The following is a 19,925-nucleotide window of genomic DNA, read 5'->3' on the forward strand; positions in this document are numbered from 1 at the left end:
CTCAAATGCAGTAATAACGCTACTAAGTTGCTCTGGATTTGACATAATTAAGTCCTGATGGATGAGTTACCCGTATTAAATCAGAACAAAAAATGGAAGTTGAGCTACGCTGCCGTAAGCTCACTTCTCGACGGTAGATAGCGCATCTTCAATAGATTGGCGCTGTTGAATTACATTGGTAATTGCAGATTGTAGTCCGTACCAGAAGGGCATCATTTGCGGAATGTTAGGCATTATTTCTCCTGCTCTGGCATTTGTAATGGTAGCAAGCACGCGCTGATCGCCACTTAACTCTTCTAAGAAGCTTTTTAATGCTGGTGCACCGAGAGGGACATGCGCATTCATTAGTCTGAGTCCGATATCCGTAAGAAGATAGTTTTCTAAAAATTCTACAGCCAATGCCGCATTGGGTGAATTGCTATTGATTCCTGCGCTTAATACGCCAACGAAAGGACGGGAAGGGTGCCCATTTAACTTAGGTAAAATAGCCAATTCATAATGAACTCCCGATTTATCCAGATTTGCCCATGACCATGGCCCATTCAGCGTCATCGCCACTTTGCCGTGGATAAATGCAGATTCAGCATTGACATAATCAGAATCGGCAGAGATGATCGCACGGTCGACCAATGTTTTTACAAATGACATTGATCTTCTTGTGCCTTTATTATTCACTCCAATATCTTTAGTATCATAGCCATCAGCGGTTTCTTTAAATGCATATCCGCCGTTTGCGGCAAGAAGTGGCCAAGTATAATATGGCGACTTTAGATCCCACATGATTGCTTTTTTGTTTTCAGCAGATAATGTTTCATCGATAGCAAAAACATCTTCCCAATTTTTCATTGGTTCCGAAATTAACTCTTTATTATAGATAAGTGATAAAGCTTCAGTGGCAATTGGATAGCCGAAATACTTTCCTTTATATTTAAGCGCATCCCAGGTCAGGCTTTCAAACTTAGCTTTAAAATCATTGTTTACTGTGATTTCGCGAATAAGTCTCGCTTGTGCATATTCACCAAAGCGATCATGTGCGAATATGATGATATCCGGCCCTCCGCCAGTTGCCGCTATCTGTAGAAACTTTACTTCGATACTATCGGGATGGCGAACGTTAACTTTTATGCCAGTTTCTCGTTCAAAACGGCTACCCATGGCAATAATCCCATCATAGCCTTTATCGGCGGGAACCCAGACCGTAATAGCGCTGTCACTAAAGGCGTTCACGGTAAGCGAGGCAAGCGGCAAAATAAGAGCGATTGCCAGTGTTAACCTTTTTTGCATAATACATTCCTTTGTACATTTCAGGGCAGCCAAACCTTTTCGACGAGTAGCAAATTGGAACCTACCATATAAGCAGTGTTGTTATACACACTTATAGAAATCGCTGTGATGCAATCACGATCTTCCCTAAATTCGATGTGGATAGGTCCTCTTATTAGCGTGTTTCTCGCTGCATTCGTTTGCCATAATACTTCTCTAAGATTGCACTATTTTTCTGGCTTGCTATGCTCGCTGCAAACTTTAGCTAGGGTGGCTTTGGTGATATTAAGAAGGTGTAGTGAAATGCGTAATTGGGCTATAGGTATATTCTGTTTATTTCTGGTTGCTGCTTGTGGTGGTGATTCATCTTTAAATGGCACCTTGATCGTTGATGACATTCCGATAGTCGTTGGTGGTGATAGTAATATTGAAGTGACTGACTATAGTTTGCTGCGCTGTGAAGATGATTTAACTCGAGTGTTAGCATTGATCAATGGAAAACGCACTCAAGTACAAACTTGTGGGACAGAGAGTATGCCCGCCGTCGCTGCAGTGACCTGGAATGTGGCGCTTACTCTAGCAGCACAAGAGCATGCTGCCAATATGGCTAATTATGATTTTTTTAGTCATACCGGTGTTGATGATAGCACGGTGGGGTCCCGTGTTATTTCTCAAGGTTACCGTTGGTCTTATGTGGCCGAAAATATTGCAGCAGGGCAAACATCAGCACAAGCCGTGGTAGAGGGGTGGATGTTAAGTGAGGGGCATTGTCACAATATTATGAGTAAAAATGTAACCGAAATGGGCTTGGCATGCGTCTCAAATAGTGATGCTGATTATACCCGATACTGGACACAAGTGTTTGCTAAACCTTTTTAGAGCTTGTGGATCACGCTGTGTTACTGTGTTTTTAAAGGCTTTTAATTTTTGAGATTTCGCGGTATTTAAATCGATCAGCGCATACAGGCGAGCATTTGTAATGACTATTTGTGCATTTTTATTACCTCAATCGTATTTTAAAGCACTGCGAACGAAATATCAGTCACTATAACCATCACTTTCTGAGTAACGAAATGCCTACTTTTGATGGTGAAATGGGAGCATAGTATGCTGCAATACTGACGGCTTCCGTCCAAGCTTCCGGCATGTTGAGTGCGCCAACGGCTTTGACCATGCAACGAATTTTCTTACCTGCTTCTGCAGAGGTGATCTCATAAGTATTACTCGCTGTGTAAGTTAACGGGTAGCCATTAGCAAACCAATAATAACGAATATCTGTAATGTCTTGCAGATTGGCCTGACAGGTAATGGTATTAGCAACTATTTTCTCCCCTTTAATAATTGGTCTATTGAGGAAGGGTTTTGGAATCTTCATTACTTCGGACGTTTTTTGCAGCACTTCAATCCAATCAACAGTGAAATTCTCTCGCTCAGAGGTTGGATTACCGTTATATGACTTTAAAGCATAATCAAGTTGCAGATCAAGGCGTTCAAGATAAGTCGGCGGTGTCGGGACACGACCAACTTCAACCCATTTGTCGTTTCCTGCTGCATCTTTAATGGTTATATTTATGAAAGTGATATCATTATTAATTACAAACTCCCAAGTATGGTATTGACCATCCCAAAACTCGACTCCGCCCTCAATTTTACTTTTTGCTTCAGTCAGTTCTCCGCCATATGCCTTATAACGTTTATAACTGCTAGGTTGTTTGGCAAATATATTATTCACTGCTGCATAGTGATAATGTGAAGCGAGTCCGTTTAACCAGCGCCCATTCAGACCATCAAATTCGAACCAGTCGACCTCAATCCTATTGGCTGTGCGCCAAAATAGAAAATCTGGATCATAGGACCAAAATGCGGGAAATAAGCCTCCAGCTAAATTTTCCTGCTGTATTCGCGGGAACATGCTACGAATACGGAATATCTTAGGACCACTCCAGGTATAACCATGACCAAGATCATTCACGCTGTAAAAAGCACTGCCTCTCCAGCGTTCACCTATTTTAATTAACGATAGAGTCTGTTTTTGTTCAGTACTATCATAAGGATACGCATTATATGTTGGGTTTGGCTCAATAAGAGTCGCATCACCACCCACGGCAGTGTTAAACCCCGGAGCAGACCAAAGATCCGCTTCGCCGCTAGAACTTGCTTTGACTCGATTTTTACGGAAGTCATCATAAAATACTCTTTCAAAACCGCTAACGGGGACTCGCTCTCCTCCCCCATTAACGCGTACCTGTGAATAATTAATACCCTCTCCCCACTGGGTCCATTTTTCACTATCATGTATATAGCGGTAAGGAAAATCCTCCTCATCCATTACTGGGCGATTGATTTTATACTGGTGATCATTTGGTAGATTAATTTGATAAGAATGGTTATTAGGTCGGTTGTTATAAAAACCTAAGCGATGAGCCGCCCAGCCGCTCATTTTACGCACCATTGCTTCAGAAGGTTCCGTTAGACCAAAGGCTAACGTATCATAGGCCCAGGCCATATTCCCGGTGCTCTTATCGCCTATAAACGAGGTCCTATCTGTTCCAAGCCCCTTTCCTGAAAATCGATCTGGCTGCGTTACATCCGTTGAAAGTGGTGAGCCATTTACTGAGGCAAACATTTGCCCGTAGCGGATTCCGGTAACAATAACATTCCACGTTTTTCCATCAGCAATAATGTCGTTTTTAGTTGTCATAAGACGAGTATCACGTACACCGTTGTAAAGGCCGACATAGCGAATATTAATACCCGTATCTTTGTTATACCAGATTTTAGGGGATGACTGATTTGAATAATTACCGTGATTAACATCTAACAGGATAGTTTGATTATCTGACCCCGTATTCGCATCGATACGAAAGCTAAAAATACACCACCGATAATTCCATCTTGCATCACGTTGACCAGCCATAGATAGGTACTGTCCTGAGTTTTCTTTAAACTCAATGCCACTATTAATAGCAACTTTTACTGGTTGGAGGGGAAGATTTTCTTGTGTAGCATCTCTTTCAATGTTGCCACGTGAAGGATGAGTCACAACGGCGCCAATCGCAATATCTTCTTGGAAATATGCAGACATAAGCCACTCGGGGAAAAGATTTATTGCCCATGGAATTTTTTGATTACTATTTCGAGCACTTTCCGGAATGCGTAATGATAGGGGAAGACGGCCCTTGGTTTGCTCCAATACTGTTACTTTGCCGTCATTATTACTATCGTAGTCAGCTTTTAGTTCAGGGTATTCTTGCTGTAGGAAATCAAGTAGAATTTTGCGTTCTTGTGCATCATACAAACCGTTATTATCGTAATCAAAATTTGTTTCAACGCTATAAGCATTGCCCGTATTGATCAAGCAAACAGTTAAACATAGGATAACTAATAAATTTATATTCTTTTTCATAGGTGAATTTCCACTAAAAGATAAGCGATGAGAAATATTCATCGCAGTGATCATTAACAGCACAAGATCTCTGATTAAATAACGATAGGTATGTTGTTTGTTGTCGATTTACAGTGAATGTATCAGAAAATATTTTTTATTGACTAAATTGTAGTACACATTGCTTACTCTAGCAGTTTGCTTGGTGTCTGCCACGTTGAAGAAGCTTTTATCCCCGTAACTAACTGTTTTTATAATAAGGGCGTTTAAAATAGTCAAAAAAACTGTATCGAGAACTATTAACTTGCTTGCGCTTTCTGCCAATCTCCAGCGGACAAAACCAGTTTTCTGATTTGGCCAATGTCTTCGTTTAGCCTTATCAGTTGAAAGATAACCATTAAATCGTCGCCATATAAACTCAATGATAAAGCTGCGAGCTTGCCTGAAACTTGTTGATGACTACTATCTCGAAATGTAGATTCTTGCTCACTAAGATACAATACCAATTCAGATAGTTGTTCTGTCAGCTTTTCGCCAATTTCATCTATTAAAGGTAGCACTGCCTCGGAGGTGATTCGCCCACGATGAGAAGCCAAAGCGGATAGATGAGAAAGATAGGCATGTAGCTGCCCGGTTAATAAATACAAGGTTGCGGCTTCGGATCGTTTGGAACTCGGTTCGACTAATAACGCCTGCCAATGCTCCACTAAGTTCGCTTCACTTAAATGTGCTTGGAAACGAGCCGTACGATACGCTTCGTCCTCAATCCGTTGTTGACTTAAATACTGTTTGAAAACAGCCTGTTGGTATTCACTAATGTGGTTAATATTAGTGGCCACCACTGAGCGAGAGCGGGTCCATAACCAATCGGGCCATAGATAACTAAGCGCTAAGAAAGTGATGCCTGCTGCACAAGTGGTCACCAGTATTCGCTTAATAAATAAGGTCTCAGCGTCTAAACCGTAGAATTGTAAAATAATAACCACATAAATAGAAACACATGCAACAGCAAGACTGTATCTTTTCTGTAGGTACCAAAAAAAGAAAAACTTAGCGATAGCTGCAATAGCGATCAATACCAGTACAGGTAAATGCAGTAAATATAATCCTGTTGCCAAGGCGATCCCGAGCACAGTGCCGATAATTCGTTGGCTAAGTCTTAATTTTGTAGCTGAAAAAGAAGGTTTAGTGATAAATAAGATGGTCAGTAAAAACCAATAGTTTTGGCTATCTTCCGGCAACATAAGAATAATCAGGTAGCCAATAAGCATACAAGTGGTTAAGCGCGCTGCATGACGAAATAATGGTGTATTGGGCGTTCTGAATAGCGTCCAATAGTGATGCCACCCTAAGCGTTGTTGCTCAGTAAATAAAAAATGTTGGGATGGGAATGCAGTGTGAGTCTGCGTTAGTTCGCAAACTTTATTTAAGTTTTCTAATAAAAATCCCAGCTGCAGCGCACAAGATTTACTAAACACCTCTCGCTTTGCCAGTCGCTGGGTGCTCTGCTCCAGCTCTTTTACTTCATTTTCAACATTATCATTCATTTCATAATTAGCAATACGGCGAAATCTCGGTTGTCTCAACATGCGTTTAGATAAACCCACCATCACTCTTTGAATACGTTCAGGCAAAGAGGTATCAGCAAGTTCTAGGCGTAATTCTCGGTAAACAATATGGGAAGAGCTTAATCGTTCAAGCAGTACTTGTGCCTTAAAAAATTGATCTAAATATCCGGCACTATGATTTGCATCTTTTTGTTCTTGCTGGCGCAATATTAATTGTTGTTGCATATCCGCTAGTGCATGCGAAGCCTGAGCGCCTAGTTTAGCTAATCTCAACCTGATCTCAGAGGGATCTGAATTGCTATCAAAAAAGCGGGCTTTGAGAAGTTGATACTTTGCTAGGGTAGAAAATAATTGTTGATTATCATGTTCAATGTTGAAGTTGGGGATAAAATATTGGACCAAGGTTGAGAGGATGAAATAACACACTGAACCTCCGACAATCAAACCTGGCAATAACCAAGGTTCTGGATGATGCGGATAACTGAGCATGGAAAAAACTGAGATAGCTAATGCACCAAAGCTCATTTTTCCGAAACGCGGTCCTAAAGCACTTGCCATCATCAGACAAAAAGTTGCAGCACCTAAACCTATCAAAAATAACCACGGCTGGTTATAGAGGGCCACTACAGAGATGGCGGCACAACCAAAACACAGAATTAATGTAACAAAAGCGCTAATCCGACGGTGATATTGGGCGGGATGATCTGTTAATGCTGCAGCACTAACCCCCATTGACATGGCACTCATCTGCACGAGATTATCGTTAACGATACCCAATACCAGAAATGTGGCGGTTAGCAAAGAAGCTTTAATTGCCGTCACAAAGAGAGGCGATCGAGTCGATGGTAACGCAAAAAAATCCAAATATTTCATTGAGTACACCCATAAACAGAAGAGACGGTAGCAAGACCTGAGTGCAGAAAAAGCCTCCTCAAGATGTATATTGCTATGTATTGTGTAACTTGGGTATAAACCATCACTGCGATAATTCTCATTTATCCTAGCAGTTTTCAGTATGTTAAAGCAATTAGAGAAGTCTGCACATCACCACGTTATGCATTATAACTTGTTAATACAAAAATTTTATGTCAGATAATTTAAGACCTTCTGCGAAAAACATTTAAAGAAACTTACTCTCCTAGCTGAAAATCAATGTTGTGATAAAAGGTGGCACCGACCGTCAAGCGCCACTGATTGTAATTGCTTATTGGCTTCAGATCTTTATTTTCTTCGACTTCATTTTTTTAATGCTGGTAGTAGGTTGAGCCTATTATGAATTGCATGATGAATAAACGACAACTTTATGCGTACTGCTTGTGTTAATACAAATGGATAAGCGTCAGACAACCCCATGCTACGATTTAATGAATTGAGGATCACCGAGAAGTCCATCCAAGTATCCAAAATATTGGTAATAGATGTTTGTGCAGAAAAATAAGATGCATCCTGAGGTAAATGTAATTCACCGACCTCTTCTGTATCGACAGAGTTTCCAGAAGTTGAGCCTGTAATAGAGAAGTTCTGCGCGGTCTCTAAGGTGTCAATAATGTGCATATAATGCGCCCACGTTTCAGCCCAATCTTCGTAGGGATGCATAGTGGCATATTCGCTAATAAACGTTTCACGCCAACTTTCTGGTGCGCCTTTTTCATAATGTTGTTTTAACGCTTCTTGGTAATCTAGCTCATCATCGCCAAAATACTGTTTGCATAAAGCATGTTTTTTCGGTGAATTGGCAATTAATTGGTCGAAATAGTAATGACCCAGTTCATGGCGGAAATGCCCAAGCAAAGTCCGATAATGTTCACCCATCGCTAATTTCGTATGAGAACGAGCGACGTCATCGGCTTCGGCTAGATTAATGGTGATATGACCACAATCATGACCGGTAAAAACCGTTTCATGGTCGGCTAATTGGCTAACGAAGTGATCTTTGACGTTACGGTCTGTTGTAAAATCAAAGCTTAATCCACGCTCTGGATCTTGGATAATATTGTGTAATGGAACGGGTAACGCATTTAAGGTATATAAAGAACGGCGTTTCGCTGTTTCCATTTTTTTCCACAAAGGAATATGCTCAACAACGTTTAAATCGGGTACAGTTTCATTAAAGCGGCACGCAAAGCACAGGACTTCATCTTTATCGGCAACCGGTACAAAGGTATTTAAATTGACCATGCCATTACATACTTTGAATTGCGCATTGTTATCACATTTTTGATACCGAATTTCAGGTTGTGCTGCTTTAAAAAACAACCCGGTTTCTTCATCTAATTCAAAAGGTTCGACTTGGTCAAATTGGTCATCAAGCCCAACAGTTCTTCCACAAGAAAGACAATGGCTGCTTTCAAAAAATAAAATGGCTTGATCTTTGCAATTACATTGAAATGTTTTCATATACATACCGGATTAAAAGAGGGGGAGGAAGTGAGTAACTGGAGTCGAGAAGTCTAGATTAATCATCAAAAACCATTATCGACTTAACAAATAGCGCTGCGAAAAAAAAGCTATTATAAGTATTAAACTTAACTCAAAAAGCACATTTGCTGCGGTGCACGCTTTAAGTTGTTGTTATCGATAACGACTTACCCATTTTAATAGTAAGACGATGAATAAGCTGTTATCGGGTTTTATTATATTCTATAGCGCAATTAGATTCGATTTAATAAATCAGTTTTCTTTATATTAAATTCATCATCTGTAAGCGCGCCCAAATCCCTTAATTGCGCTAATTTCTCAATGATTTCAAGCGTTTGCTTTGTCGCATATTGTGGGGTGGAGTTAATGGCTGCAACTTCAATAATATCGGCGGCCGCAGGGACAAATGCAGGCGGGGTGTTTTGTTCTGCAAAGTTAACTTGTACTGCTGGTGGCATTGCTTGTCCCGATATTAAAGGTAAGCTACTCACACTAATCGTTCCCCACTGACTATTGAACGTAAGTGAGTTATTACTTCCCTGCTGCTGGCTCACACCGCCGATATGATGGTCGAGGGTGTCATATACGGATACTTGCCCATTTAATTCAACGGCTAATCGATTAGGGAATATCGCATAGCGGGTATTATTTTGTGCGCCACTGCTGAATGGATTGCCCAAATTACTCGGCCACCATTGGCTGCTGCCAGGGGTGCCGGCAGGAATTATCGGGAAAACTTGATTATTAGCAAGTATGTTGGCTAGTTCATTACATAAATTGTCAACGGTATTTTTTAGGCCGTTGTTAAACATATCACCGACCATGGTCATTCCACCACGCATCCATTGTCCAGATCCACCAAGTTCTGGACAGTTAAATTGAGCCATTGAGCCGCCACCATTATTGACTGCAATTAACATGTGCACCACTGCATCGTGGCTTAAGGCATAACGTGACGCTATATTATTGACGAGATTCTCACCAATATCTGTTAACTTTTGCATAAAAAATGTCCTATTAGGTAAATTGGGTTGATTTTATAAATCCGAAAAACGGATGAGCAAATACACTTCGTTAAACATTGATGATAATGCAAAAAGAAGTCCCGGGTGATCGTACCCAAACAGCTCGTTTTATCTTAACAGGATTGCTAGTTTTGTTATGACGTAAGCGATCAAAAACACTTTATAATAGCATCATTATTAACCATCTTCGCGGCTTTATTGTGAACTATTTTTTTCAGTTAACTTTTTTTTCCATACGCAATTTGGCAAATTAGTTATACTGAGTTATTGGTTAATTCTTTGGGATTTTTCTCGTACTATTTTAGTGCATCTCTTGCACCATTAGTACAGTAATCACCAATTTCACGCACCTTTACTAGGGCTTATATAGGCCTAATAAACGTTTTCAAGCTATTAATCAGGCCCAAATCCTTACTTTATTATGTTTAATTAAAGTGGAATAGATATTGCACAAATAAAATTAACGCCAATAACATTTTCATGTTATTTATATGGCTGTACATTATTTAAAGGGGAATTAGTCGATGACAATTACTGTTGGTATTACACATCATACTCAATATAAATATGACCGTTCAGTTAAGATGGGGCCGCACATATTTCGATTACGCCCTGCACCGCATAGCCGTACTAAAATTAAAAGTTATTCTTTAAAAATAATACCTGAAGATCATTATATCAACTGGCAGCAAGATCCATTCGGTAACTATCAAGCGAGGGTTATTTTTAATAAACCGACCACCGAATTTAGTTTTACGGTCGATTTAGTAGCTGAAATGACCGTTATTAATCCTTTTGATTTCTTTTTAGAAGAGTATGCAGAGAATTTCCCATTTGTTTATGATGCCGTTTCAAAATCAGAATTGACTCCCTACTTAAAAAAACGCAAAGCAAGCAAAATGTTTTTAGCGTTAATTGACTCTTTACAGCCCGAAAAGCCGCTTAGGAGCGTTGATTTTATCGTTGCGGTTAATCAAGCAATTTATGAGCTGGTTGATTATGGTATTCGTTTGGAGCCTGGCGTACAAACGGCTAACGAAACTATTACTAAAAAAACCGGCTCATGTCGTGACTCGGCTTGGTTGTTAGTGCAACTATTTCGTCATTTAGGATTGGCTGCTCGATTTGTTTCTGGGTATCTTATTCAATTAACGTCTGATCAAAAATCATTAGATGGCCCAAGTGGTCCAGAAGAAGATTTTACTGACTTACATGCTTGGACCGAAGTATATATTCCCGGGGCTGGCTGGATTGGACTTGATCCTACTTCTGGTTTATTCGCTGGAGAAGGACATATCCCATTGGCTTGTACACCCGAGCCAAGCTCAGCGGCGCCGGTGACTGGCGGAATAGATAAGTGCGAATCTGAATTTAGTTTTTACAACAAAGTGACTCGTGTACATGAAGATCCGCGTGTTACTAAGCCTTATTCTGAAGCGCAATGGGCTGCGATCAATCGGTTAGGTCAGCAAGTTGATAATGTCTATAACGAAGAAGGCATACACTTAACCATGGGGGGAGAGCCGACCTTTATTTCTATTGATGATATGGAGCATCCGCAATGGAATACTGAGGCAGATGGTAAAGAAAAGAGAATCTTAGCTCAAAATTTATTTGTTGAAATGAACAAAGTCTATACCAAAGGGGGCTTTACACACTATGGGCAAGGCAAATGGTATCCCGGAGAGCCTTTACCGCGTTGGCAATATGCTTGTTATTGGCGGAAAGATGGTGTGGCTTTGTGGAACGATGCAAAGTTATTAGCTGATCCTAATAAAGATTATAAATTAGACCATACGGACACTAAGCAGTTTGCAGAGACGCTTTGTAGTGCGCTAGGTCTAGACACAAAAGCACTCACCACCGCTTATGAAGATATCCTCTATCACCTTTGGCAAGAAGCGTCTTTACCAGTAGAGCTGAATCCTGAACAACCGCAATTACTTGATGCAATGAGCCGCAAAGGTCTATTAGCAAAAATGGAAAAGGGGATAGAAAAACCAGTCGGTTATGCCTTACCTTTGAAATGGAATGATGGTAAGAATTGCTGGCAATCTTGTACTTGGGAATTTAAACGCGGTCATTGTTTTCTCTTACCCGGTGAATCACCATTAGGCTATCGACTTCCTTTGGATAGCCTAGACTGGAGCGATAATATAATTGATCGCGACCCCTTTGATATTCCTGAAAACTTTGCAAAATCTGCAAAAGTAAAAAAGGGATTTATCGGTAAAGAAATGGTTAAAACTGCGCTTGTTTTGGAAGTAAGAGAAGGTCGTTTATATATCTTTATGCCACCAACAAGTCATTTTGAACAGTATATGGGGTTATTAAACGCGATTGAGAGCGTTGCTAAGCAACTTACTATTCCAGTGGTGATTGAAGGTTATAGTCCACCGAAAGATAGTCGTGTTGAAAAATACGCAGTAACCCCCGATCCCGGTGTAATAGAAGTGAATATTCATCCTTCTACTTCATGGAATCAGCTGGTCGAAAGAATAACGACCTTGTATGGATTGGCAAAAGAATGTCGCTTAGGAACAGATAAATTTCTGGCTGATGGCCGTCATACCGGTACCGGTGGTGGTAATCATGTAACGCTAGGCGGTGAAACGCCGGATCAAAGCCCGTTTTTACGCCGACCTGATATTTTAAGAAGCTTTATTACTTATTGGCAGCATCATCCCGGATTATCTTATCTATTTTCGGGTTTGTTTATTGGTCCAACAAGCCAAGCGCCACGTGTAGATGAAGCCCGAGATGAAGTGTTATATGAACTAGAAATCGCTTTTTCACATATGCCAGAAGGAGAAGTGCCCGAGCCTTGGTTAGTTGATCGATTATTGCGTAACTTATTAGTTGATTTAACCGGTAATACACACCGAGCTGAGTTTTGTATTGATAAGTTATATTCTCCAGACTCTGCTACCGGTCGTTTGGGGATTGTTGAATTTAGGGGTTTTGAAATGCCGCCTCATTCACAAATGAGCTTGGTACAAATGTTATTGTTGCGTACCTTACTCGCTTGGTTCTGGAAGAAACCTTATCATAAGCCATTGGTTCGATGGGGCTCTGAATTACATGATAAGTTTTTATTGCCGCAATATGTCGAAAATGATTTAGCTCAGGTAAGTCGAGATCTGCAGCAAGCCGGTTTTCATTTTAATCTAAATTGGCTTAATCCCTTTTTTGAATTTAGATTTCCGGTGTGTGGTACGCGTGAACTTGACAATATTACATTAGAGCTGAGAACCGCGATTGAACCGTGGCATGTATTGGGCGAAGAAGCGAGTGCGTCAGGGACGGCAAGGTATGTGGACTCCTCATTAGAAAGAGTACAAATTAAAGTCCAAGGGATGCTAAGTGACCGTTATATTGTCACCTGTAATGGCCGTAGAGTGCCGCTTAAGTCAGTTAAAGGTAAGGCTAAAGATGAAATGATAGCGGGGGTTCGCTATCGAGCTTGGCAACCGCCAACGGCATTGCATCCAACAATCGGCGTACATGCACCTTTGGTGTTTGATTTGATTGATACGTGGGTGGGACGATCTATGGGAGGCTTTGTTTATCATGTTAGTCATGCGGGGGGGCGTAATCCTGAAACTTTACCTGTTAATGCGTTTGAAGCTGAAGGACGAAGAGTCGCAAGATTTTGGGAGCATGGGCATACCCCATCGTTATTGGAATCTGCACAGCCAAGCTGGAGTCCTTCAGCTGTGACTCACAGTTTCCAGTTCGCACAATCTGTTAGTGATTTTGTTGTTCCTGAGGAGGAAAGCGCTAACCCAGACTATCCGAATACTTTAGATTTGCGTCGACAACCTATCTTTAAATAAGTTGGACCATTCCACCTTTAAATTATTTGAGGTGGAATGATTTTATTTTTTACCTCGGGCAGATGATACAGGGTATATTGGTTATATCGTTGCGACTCTATACTATAAAACGGAGTACTTTCAGCTTGTATATTAACAATAACACTATGTCAGAATTGCCTAGCTGGTTGTCTTTATATCTCAATAAGCACCATAGTCATGATGAACTGGCAAATCACTGTGGCCTCTATCCAGATCATTGGGATACCTTATTTAATCGTTTGGCTAGTCTAACAGCAGAAGATGTTAGTGGTCGCGCAATTGAGATCAGTCAATTACTGCAAAATGGTAATACTAACAATGAAAGCAATCAGCAGTGGCATTTCGATCCTCTGCCTTTTATGTTTTCTAAGGTTGATTGGGCTTTCCTTGAAGAGGGAATTAAACAAAGAACTCTATTATTAAATAAAATTCAGCAAGACATTTATGGCGAACAAAAATTATTAATGTCTGGCCATATTCCTGCCCAGCGATTATATCAAGATAGCAATTACCTACGCGAAGGTTTTAGCCTGCCTGCGAATGAGCTAAAGCTGTTTTTTACAGCGCTTGATGTTTATCGCACCCCATCTGGTGAATTTAAAGTATTGGCGGATCACTGCCAGTGCCCATTAGGTTTGGGGTTACTACTTGAAAGTCGTATTATTGCTCGACGAGTTATGGCTGAAGAGTTTGCGGAATGTAACGTTCAACAAATTAAAGAATTTCTTGATCTTTTCCAAGACGGTATTAATGAATATACGCGTTATATGGATGACCCTCGTATTGTTATCCTTACTCAAGGAACCGATGATCCTAATTATAACGAACATTCTTTTTTATCAACCTACTTTGGTTTTACTTTAGTACAAAGCGCGGATCTGACGGTGCGTAATGGCCAAGTTTGCTTGAAATCGTTACAAGGTTTAGGAAAAATCAATGTTATTGTTCGCTGGATACCTGACTGGTGTATTGATTCATTAGAGCAAACAGAGTATTCCTTACATGGTATTCCTGGCTTATTACAAGCGGTACGAGAAGGTTCTGTTAAAGTTTTAAATCCTTTTGGTAGCGGTGTTTTATCATCACCCGCAATCAAGTGCCATTTAGCTGAATTATCTCAGCAGCTTTTAAAAAAACCACTGCTGATTAGTGAACCTAATTTCTATAATGTAGAACAAGCTAGGGCATTAGATTGGAGCTTACTTGAGTTAGCTAGTTATAAAGATCAAAAATTCAAGTTAGACGGGGCGGCGGATGCACAAGAAATAACCTTGTTGATAAGCAAACACCCCGAACAATATTATTTTCAAGATAAACCCATCTTTAGTTCCGCGCCCTTTTGGAGCGACGGCAAACTCATTGCTAAGCCAGTGATCTTCCGATGTTACGCCTTAACAACAGAGAATGGTGTAGAAGTGTTACCGTCGGCATTATGTTTTTCCAATGAAATAAGTAATGATCCAAATGTATCAGGATGGATTAAAGATACCTGGATAAATACCGCCAATAAGGCCGATTCAGAAGTACACAATGCGCCTATTCCAACCAGAAAAAGAATGGATGTGACTTTATTGGAGGGCGTAATCTCTAGCCGTACAGCAGAACACCTGTTTTGGTTAGGGCGATATTTGGAACGATGTGAAAATACGGTACGCATTCTGCGTATTTTTATAGATAGATATACAGAGCTAGCTATTTATCCTGATTTAACTCGACGAAATATTGTTGCTCGATTCTCAAGCGCGATTAAGTCGCAGCATATTGTTTATCCATATATAGAGCAGGATACAAAGTTAGAAGACTTTGATCCTAACTTATCTAAGCACATAGGTTTTCAATTATTTGCAGATCAGCAATGTGCTGGTAGTGTTATTAATACGCTTAAATACTTATCTAATGCGGCCGTACAGATACGAGAGCTGTTATCTCATGATAGTCGACGAATCATGGATGATATTAATGAACAGATTCAATTATTAAAAAATGTCACAGCAAACATCTCTACCCGTGCCATGCAAAGAAGCTTAGATAATATTATTGGTTCAATAATGGCATTTAATGGTTCGATTACAGATTGTATGCCTAATAGTAACGGTTGGTTTTTATTAGAAATAGGACGCAGGATTGAACGTAGCATTCAAATAACATCATTAAGCTCGGCACTACTGACGCAAGAGTTAGATGTGCCAGAAGAGCTTGGATTGCTTGAAGCCGTATTGAGTTGTCAAGTGAGCTTAGTAACACACAAGCGTCGTTATCGTATGTATCAAAGTATCGGAACAGGGATTGAGCTGTTGTTATTGGATGCTGAGTACCCGCGTTCTTTATTATTCCAATTAGAGCAAATTAACCAGCTATGCCTGCACTTACCGACAAAGCGCCGACCTGGATTAATTGCAGCACATGAGAAAGCCATTTTGTTATCTAAAACGACTTGTTATTTAACAGAAAAAGACTATTTGCAAAAATGTGTTGATGGGCAACGCAAACAGTTAATTGAATTTAGCCATAATATTCGTATGAATTTAGATACTTTTTGTGATGTCTTATTGCTGCAGTACTTCTCTCATACACAAACGGCTAAAAAATTAAATTGGACTAATATTGAGCAAGCACAATCGTGAAATATAAAATAAAACATTCAACCACGTATCATTACGCAGATTTTGTCAGCTTATGTCAGAATCAGGCTCGCCTAACGCCAAAAACAGATCGCGGGCAAATATGTCATAGTAGTCGGATCGAAATTGTTCCATCAGCAAGTTATTTGCAACAGTTTACGGATTACTTTAATAATAATGTGACTGTTTTTGAGATTGCGATACAACACAAAATACTTAAAGTTACCATGATCAGTGAAGTTGAATTATTAGTAGGGGCTAATAATAATTTAAATGGTGCAGATATGCCGTGGAAAAAGGTGCGTGACTTACTCGCGTTTCCCAATACGCCTGAGTTATTAAAAGCAGCTGAATTTGTATTACCTTCGCAATTCACGCCGCTAGAGAAAGGGATTAAGGATTATGCGTTAGTCTCGTTTACCCCTGAAGCAAATTTAATTTACGCTTGTAAGCATTTAATGGCACGAATTTTTCATGAGTTTTATTATGATCCTGGTTTTACTACGATTAGCACCCCTTTAAGCGTTGTTTTTGCACAAAAAAGGGGCGTTTGCCAAGATTTTGCACACTTTGCGCTAGCTTGCTTGCGCTGCATAGGGTTAGCGGGAAGATATGTTAGTGGTTATATTGAAACGATGCCACCTGAAGGGGAAGAAAAATTAGAAGGTGCTGATGCAACTCACGCTTGGTTTGCGGTCTTTTTCCCTGAATTTGGTTGGGTTGATTTTGATCCGACCAACAATGTATTACCTAGTGACCAGCATATCACTTTAGCAGTTGGACGCGATTTTTCTGATGTCACCCCCTTAAAAGGGGTTGTATTTGGTGGCGGCGCTCAGCAACTAGATGTTGCGGTAGATATGATTCGGTTAGAGTAATTTTAATAATGTCTTATTTTATATGAGCGACTGATTAAAAGGCGGAAAAGTGTATGGGAATTGATTGGAAAGCGTACCAAACAAATGGTTTTTTTGATGAATTAGTTGACGGTCAAGGCAACGTCAGATTACACGGACGGCAGTTAGCTCAATTTTTTTCTAATTTATCTGAAGAAGAATTAAAGAAAGCCAGAGCGGTTGCGGATTTAGCGATTAAAGAGATGGGCATTACCTTCACTGTATACAATGAAGGCAGTATGATCGATAGAGCGTGGCCTTTTGATATTATCCCTCGCACTATTGGTAAAAAAGAATGGCAGGGTATAGAAGTCGGTTTAAAACAACGTGTCGAAGCGTTAAATCTATTTATAGATGACTTGTACCATGATCAAAAAATAATAAAAGATGGAGTGTTTCCAAAAGGATTATTAGAAAAATCGGTCAATTTCCGCACTCAATGCGTTGGCATTAACCCTCCCAATAAAATATGGGCACATATTTGCGGTTCAGATTTAGTACGAGGCGGTGATGGCACTATGTATGTGTTAGAAGATAATCTACGCGTCCCTTCTGGCGTATCTTATATGCTTGAAAATCGTTCTGTAATGAAGCGAGTATTTCCTGAACTGTTTGAGCAGGTTTCTATATTGCCTATTGATGATTACCCTTCTCAATTATTTGATATGTTAGCTGCGATGTCGCCTCGTAAGGATGACCGACCCGAAGTTGTTGTATTAACACCGGGTGTCTTTAATTCAGCCTATTTCGAACATTGCTACCTTGCCCAAGAAATGGGCTGTGAGCTGGTGGAAGGTCGTGATTTAGTCGTTGAAAAAGATGATTGCGTATATATGCGGACCATTACAGGGTTACAACGAGTTGATGTCATTTATCGTCGCATTGATGACTTGTTTTTAGACCCGGAAGTCTTCTTACCCGATTCTCAACTTGGCGTTCCTGGTCTGATGCGAGCTTGGTCTAAAGGTAATGTTGCTTTGGTTAATGCACCGGGTGCTGGCGTAGCAGATGATAAAGTCGTTTATGCCTATGTACCTGATATGATTAAATATTATCTGGGTGAAGATGCCAAGCTAGCCAATGTACCCACTTTTAAATGTATGGATCCAAAAGAATGTGATCATGTCATTAAAAACATTGATAAATTAGTGGTTAAACCTGCCAATGAATCAGGTGGTTACGGTTTATTGATTGGTCCTAAATCGACTAAAAAACAGCAGCAAGAAACCATTGCACAGATTAAATCTGATCCAAGAAACTGGGTGGCTCAACCTACATTAGATTTATCCACAGTCCCTACTTTAGATGGTATAGAGCCTGATGGACGGCATGTGGACTTAAGACCTTTTATTCTATCCTCCGGCAAAGATACGCAAGTAACAATGGGCGGGTTAACGCGTGTTGCCATGGTAAAAGGCTCTCTCGTGGTGAATTCTTCACAAGGTGGTGGTAGTAAAGATACTTGGATTGTTGACGAAGAGGATAAATAATATGCTATCAAGAGTAGGTGAAACTTTATATTGGGTATCTCGTTATATTGAGCGTGCAGAAAATGTAGCTCGTTTGATCAATGTTAATAATATGTTGATGATGGATTTACCCAAAGGCGTTTGTACTGGCTGGGAACCCTTAATTGATATCATCGGTGTACGCCAAGAATATCAAGAAAATCATACGGATTTTTCAGAACAAAAAGCATTAAGGTATTTGTTAGTCGGAAACGATAATAATTCTTCCATCCTCAATTCTATTATTTCTGCACGAGAAAATGCTCGTACCGTCCGAGATGTGGTTCCAAGAGATGTATGGGAAGAGATAAATTCTTTATACTATTATGTTAAAGAAAACCAAAATGAGGGACTAACTAAACGCGGACGCTTTGCTTATCTGAAAAAAATTATTGAATCTGCCCATATGATATTTGGGACATTAGATGCGACAATAAATCATGATCAGGGGTATGTTTTTATCCGCTTTGGTTCGATTATAGAACGCGCAGATATGACCTCGCGGATTCTAGATATCCGCTCTGCGACGCTTATAACCACCAATGAAGAAGGTAAACCTTATGAAAATATTCAATGGATCAGTCTATTACGCTCACTGAGTGCGTATCAGATGTATCGTCAGCAAATGGGCGTTCGAGTTCAACGTGCAGACGTTATCGAATTTGTCATGCACAGTGAAGTTTTCCCAAGATCTATCTTGTTTTGTTTATATGAGTTAAAAGAGCTTATTGAACCTCTTCTTTATTCCAATGAGCTAATTAAATTAATTGATAAGGCAAGTGATGAATTAAAGCATCAGGATGTGAGAGCGCTTAAAAATGGCGATTTGCATGATTATGTTGATGAAATACAAATTAAATTAGCAGGTATTCATAATATGTTAGCAGAATTATACTTTTTAAAACCGGCTGAGTAAGCTGCTCAGTTTTATATCTACTATTTAAAAGGGTCTCTAATTGTAATATCAATTAGAGACCCTTTTTTATTCTTTATTAATAGACTCTAACTCATTTCATTAGATACGGTTAGTCATAAGCTCTTCGTGTAAAAATGCGCAGTTATTTATTTGAGCCGCTTGAGATTAAACTCGATCAACTCTGATGCACATGCCTCTTAGATGAAGTTTCCATAAAAACAAATGCAGTATTTTATGCGTTTTTAAATAAGGGATAAATGAGCGCGTATAGATGAATGTTAACTTGTGATCATCAAAAAAGAGAGCAAAAGCTCTCTTTTAATTAACTATCTAATCTAGTTTATTTAACCTCAGTTCTGGATAATGGAAGCGAAATAAGATTAAATATCAACAAGTTAAAAAACATATTATACAGTGCTGTTAGTTTTGCGTAGTTCAAGGCGAATCATCGCAGCAATAACTGGTTAT

General features: G+C 39.8%; 11 protein-coding genes. 6 read left to right on the top strand and 5 right to left on the bottom strand.

Going from position 1 to position 19,925, the window contains the following annotated elements:
- Positions 1-120: 120 nt before the first annotated feature.
- The gene (malE, locus tag KSO91_RS11040; RefSeq protein WP_238743057.1) at positions 121-1,284 is read right to left on the bottom strand and encodes a maltose/maltodextrin ABC transporter substrate-binding protein MalE; all 1,164 of its coding nucleotides are present in this window, start codon (positions 1,282-1,284) and stop codon (positions 121-123) included.
- A 282-nt stretch (positions 1,285-1,566) separates the two neighbouring features.
- Here malE and KSO91_RS11045 point away from each other — a divergent pair, with 282 nt between their 5' ends.
- Positions 1,567-2,142: a CAP domain-containing protein gene (locus KSO91_RS11045; RefSeq protein ID WP_238743058.1), complete on the top strand. Its 576-nt coding sequence runs from the start codon at positions 1,567-1,569 to the stop codon at positions 2,140-2,142.
- 175 nt (positions 2,143-2,317) lie between these two features.
- Here KSO91_RS11045 and KSO91_RS11050 read toward each other — a convergent pair whose 3' ends face one another.
- From KSO91_RS11050 to KSO91_RS11065, 4 genes are all read right to left on the bottom strand, one after another.
- Positions 2,318-4,669, bottom strand: a complete 2,352-nt coding sequence (locus tag KSO91_RS11050; RefSeq protein WP_238743059.1) for a hypothetical protein — start codon at positions 4,667-4,669, stop codon at positions 2,318-2,320.
- A gap of 278 nt (positions 4,670-4,947) precedes the next feature.
- On the bottom strand, positions 4,948-7,089 hold the full coding sequence (locus KSO91_RS11055) for an FUSC family membrane protein (protein WP_238743060.1): 2,142 nt from the start codon (positions 7,087-7,089) through the stop codon (positions 4,948-4,950).
- A gap of 363 nt (positions 7,090-7,452) precedes the next feature.
- Positions 7,453-8,613 (bottom strand): zinc-binding metallopeptidase family protein, encoded by a 1,161-nt coding sequence (locus tag KSO91_RS11060; RefSeq protein WP_238743061.1) that lies wholly within the window; start codon positions 8,611-8,613, stop codon positions 7,453-7,455.
- A gap of 254 nt (positions 8,614-8,867) precedes the next feature.
- On the bottom strand, positions 8,868-9,638 hold the full coding sequence (locus tag KSO91_RS11065) for an SHOCT domain-containing protein (protein ID WP_238743062.1): 771 nt from the start codon (positions 9,636-9,638) through the stop codon (positions 8,868-8,870).
- Positions 9,639-10,183: 545 nt separating this feature from the next.
- Here KSO91_RS11065 and KSO91_RS11070 point away from each other — a divergent pair.
- The 5 genes from KSO91_RS11070 to KSO91_RS11090 all read left to right on the top strand — a co-directional run bounded on the left by KSO91_RS11070 (position 10,184) and on the right by KSO91_RS11090 (position 19,457).
- The gene (locus tag KSO91_RS11070) at positions 10,184-13,495 is read left to right on the top strand and encodes a transglutaminase family protein (RefSeq protein ID WP_238743063.1); all 3,312 of its coding nucleotides are present in this window, start codon (positions 10,184-10,186) and stop codon (positions 13,493-13,495) included.
- Between the two features lie 146 nt (positions 13,496-13,641).
- Positions 13,642-16,140, top strand: a complete 2,499-nt coding sequence (locus KSO91_RS11075) for a circularly permuted type 2 ATP-grasp protein (protein ID WP_238743064.1) — start codon at positions 13,642-13,644, stop codon at positions 16,138-16,140.
- Positions 16,137-17,015 (top strand): transglutaminase family protein, encoded by an 879-nt coding sequence (locus tag KSO91_RS11080; RefSeq protein WP_238743065.1) that lies wholly within the window; start codon positions 16,137-16,139, stop codon positions 17,013-17,015. The genes KSO91_RS11075 and KSO91_RS11080 overlap by 4 nt, the downstream gene beginning before the upstream one ends.
- Positions 17,016-17,068: 53 nt before the next feature.
- Positions 17,069-18,523, top strand: a complete 1,455-nt coding sequence (locus KSO91_RS11085; protein WP_238743066.1) for a circularly permuted type 2 ATP-grasp protein — start codon at positions 17,069-17,071, stop codon at positions 18,521-18,523.
- 1 nt (position 18,524) lies between these two features.
- Complete coding sequence (locus KSO91_RS11090; protein WP_238743067.1) at positions 18,525-19,457, top strand: alpha-E domain-containing protein; 933 nt, start codon at positions 18,525-18,527, stop codon at positions 19,455-19,457.
- Positions 19,458-19,925 lie beyond the last annotated feature (468 nt).

Source organism: Psychromonas antarctica, assembly GCF_022267535.1.
Lineage (GTDB): Bacteria > Pseudomonadota > Gammaproteobacteria > Enterobacterales > Psychromonadaceae > Psychromonas > Psychromonas antarctica.

Coding starts and splice junctions, on each gene's coding strand:
- KSO91_RS11090 (WP_238743067.1), top strand. CDS start 18,525: ATGCTATCAAGAGTAGGTGAAACTTTATATTGGGTATCTCGTTATATT.
- KSO91_RS11085 (WP_238743066.1), top strand. CDS start 17,069: ATGGGAATTGATTGGAAAGCGTACCAAACAAATGGTTTTTTTGATGAA.
- KSO91_RS11070 (WP_238743063.1), top strand. CDS start 10,184: ATGACAATTACTGTTGGTATTACACATCATACTCAATATAAATATGAC.
- KSO91_RS11045 (WP_238743058.1), top strand. CDS start 1,567: ATGCGTAATTGGGCTATAGGTATATTCTGTTTATTTCTGGTTGCTGCT.
- KSO91_RS11055 (WP_238743060.1), bottom strand. CDS start 7,089: ATGAAATATTTGGATTTTTTTGCGTTACCATCGACTCGATCGCCTCTC.
- malE (WP_238743057.1), bottom strand. CDS start 1,284: ATGCAAAAAAGGTTAACACTGGCAATCGCTCTTATTTTGCCGCTTGCC.
- KSO91_RS11060 (WP_238743061.1), bottom strand. CDS start 8,613: ATGAAAACATTTCAATGTAATTGCAAAGATCAAGCCATTTTATTTTTT.
- KSO91_RS11050 (WP_238743059.1), bottom strand. CDS start 4,669: ATGAAAAAGAATATAAATTTATTAGTTATCCTATGTTTAACTGTTTGC.
- KSO91_RS11065 (WP_238743062.1), bottom strand. CDS start 9,638: ATGCAAAAGTTAACAGATATTGGTGAGAATCTCGTCAATAATATAGCG.
- KSO91_RS11075 (WP_238743064.1), top strand. CDS start 13,642: ATGTCAGAATTGCCTAGCTGGTTGTCTTTATATCTCAATAAGCACCAT.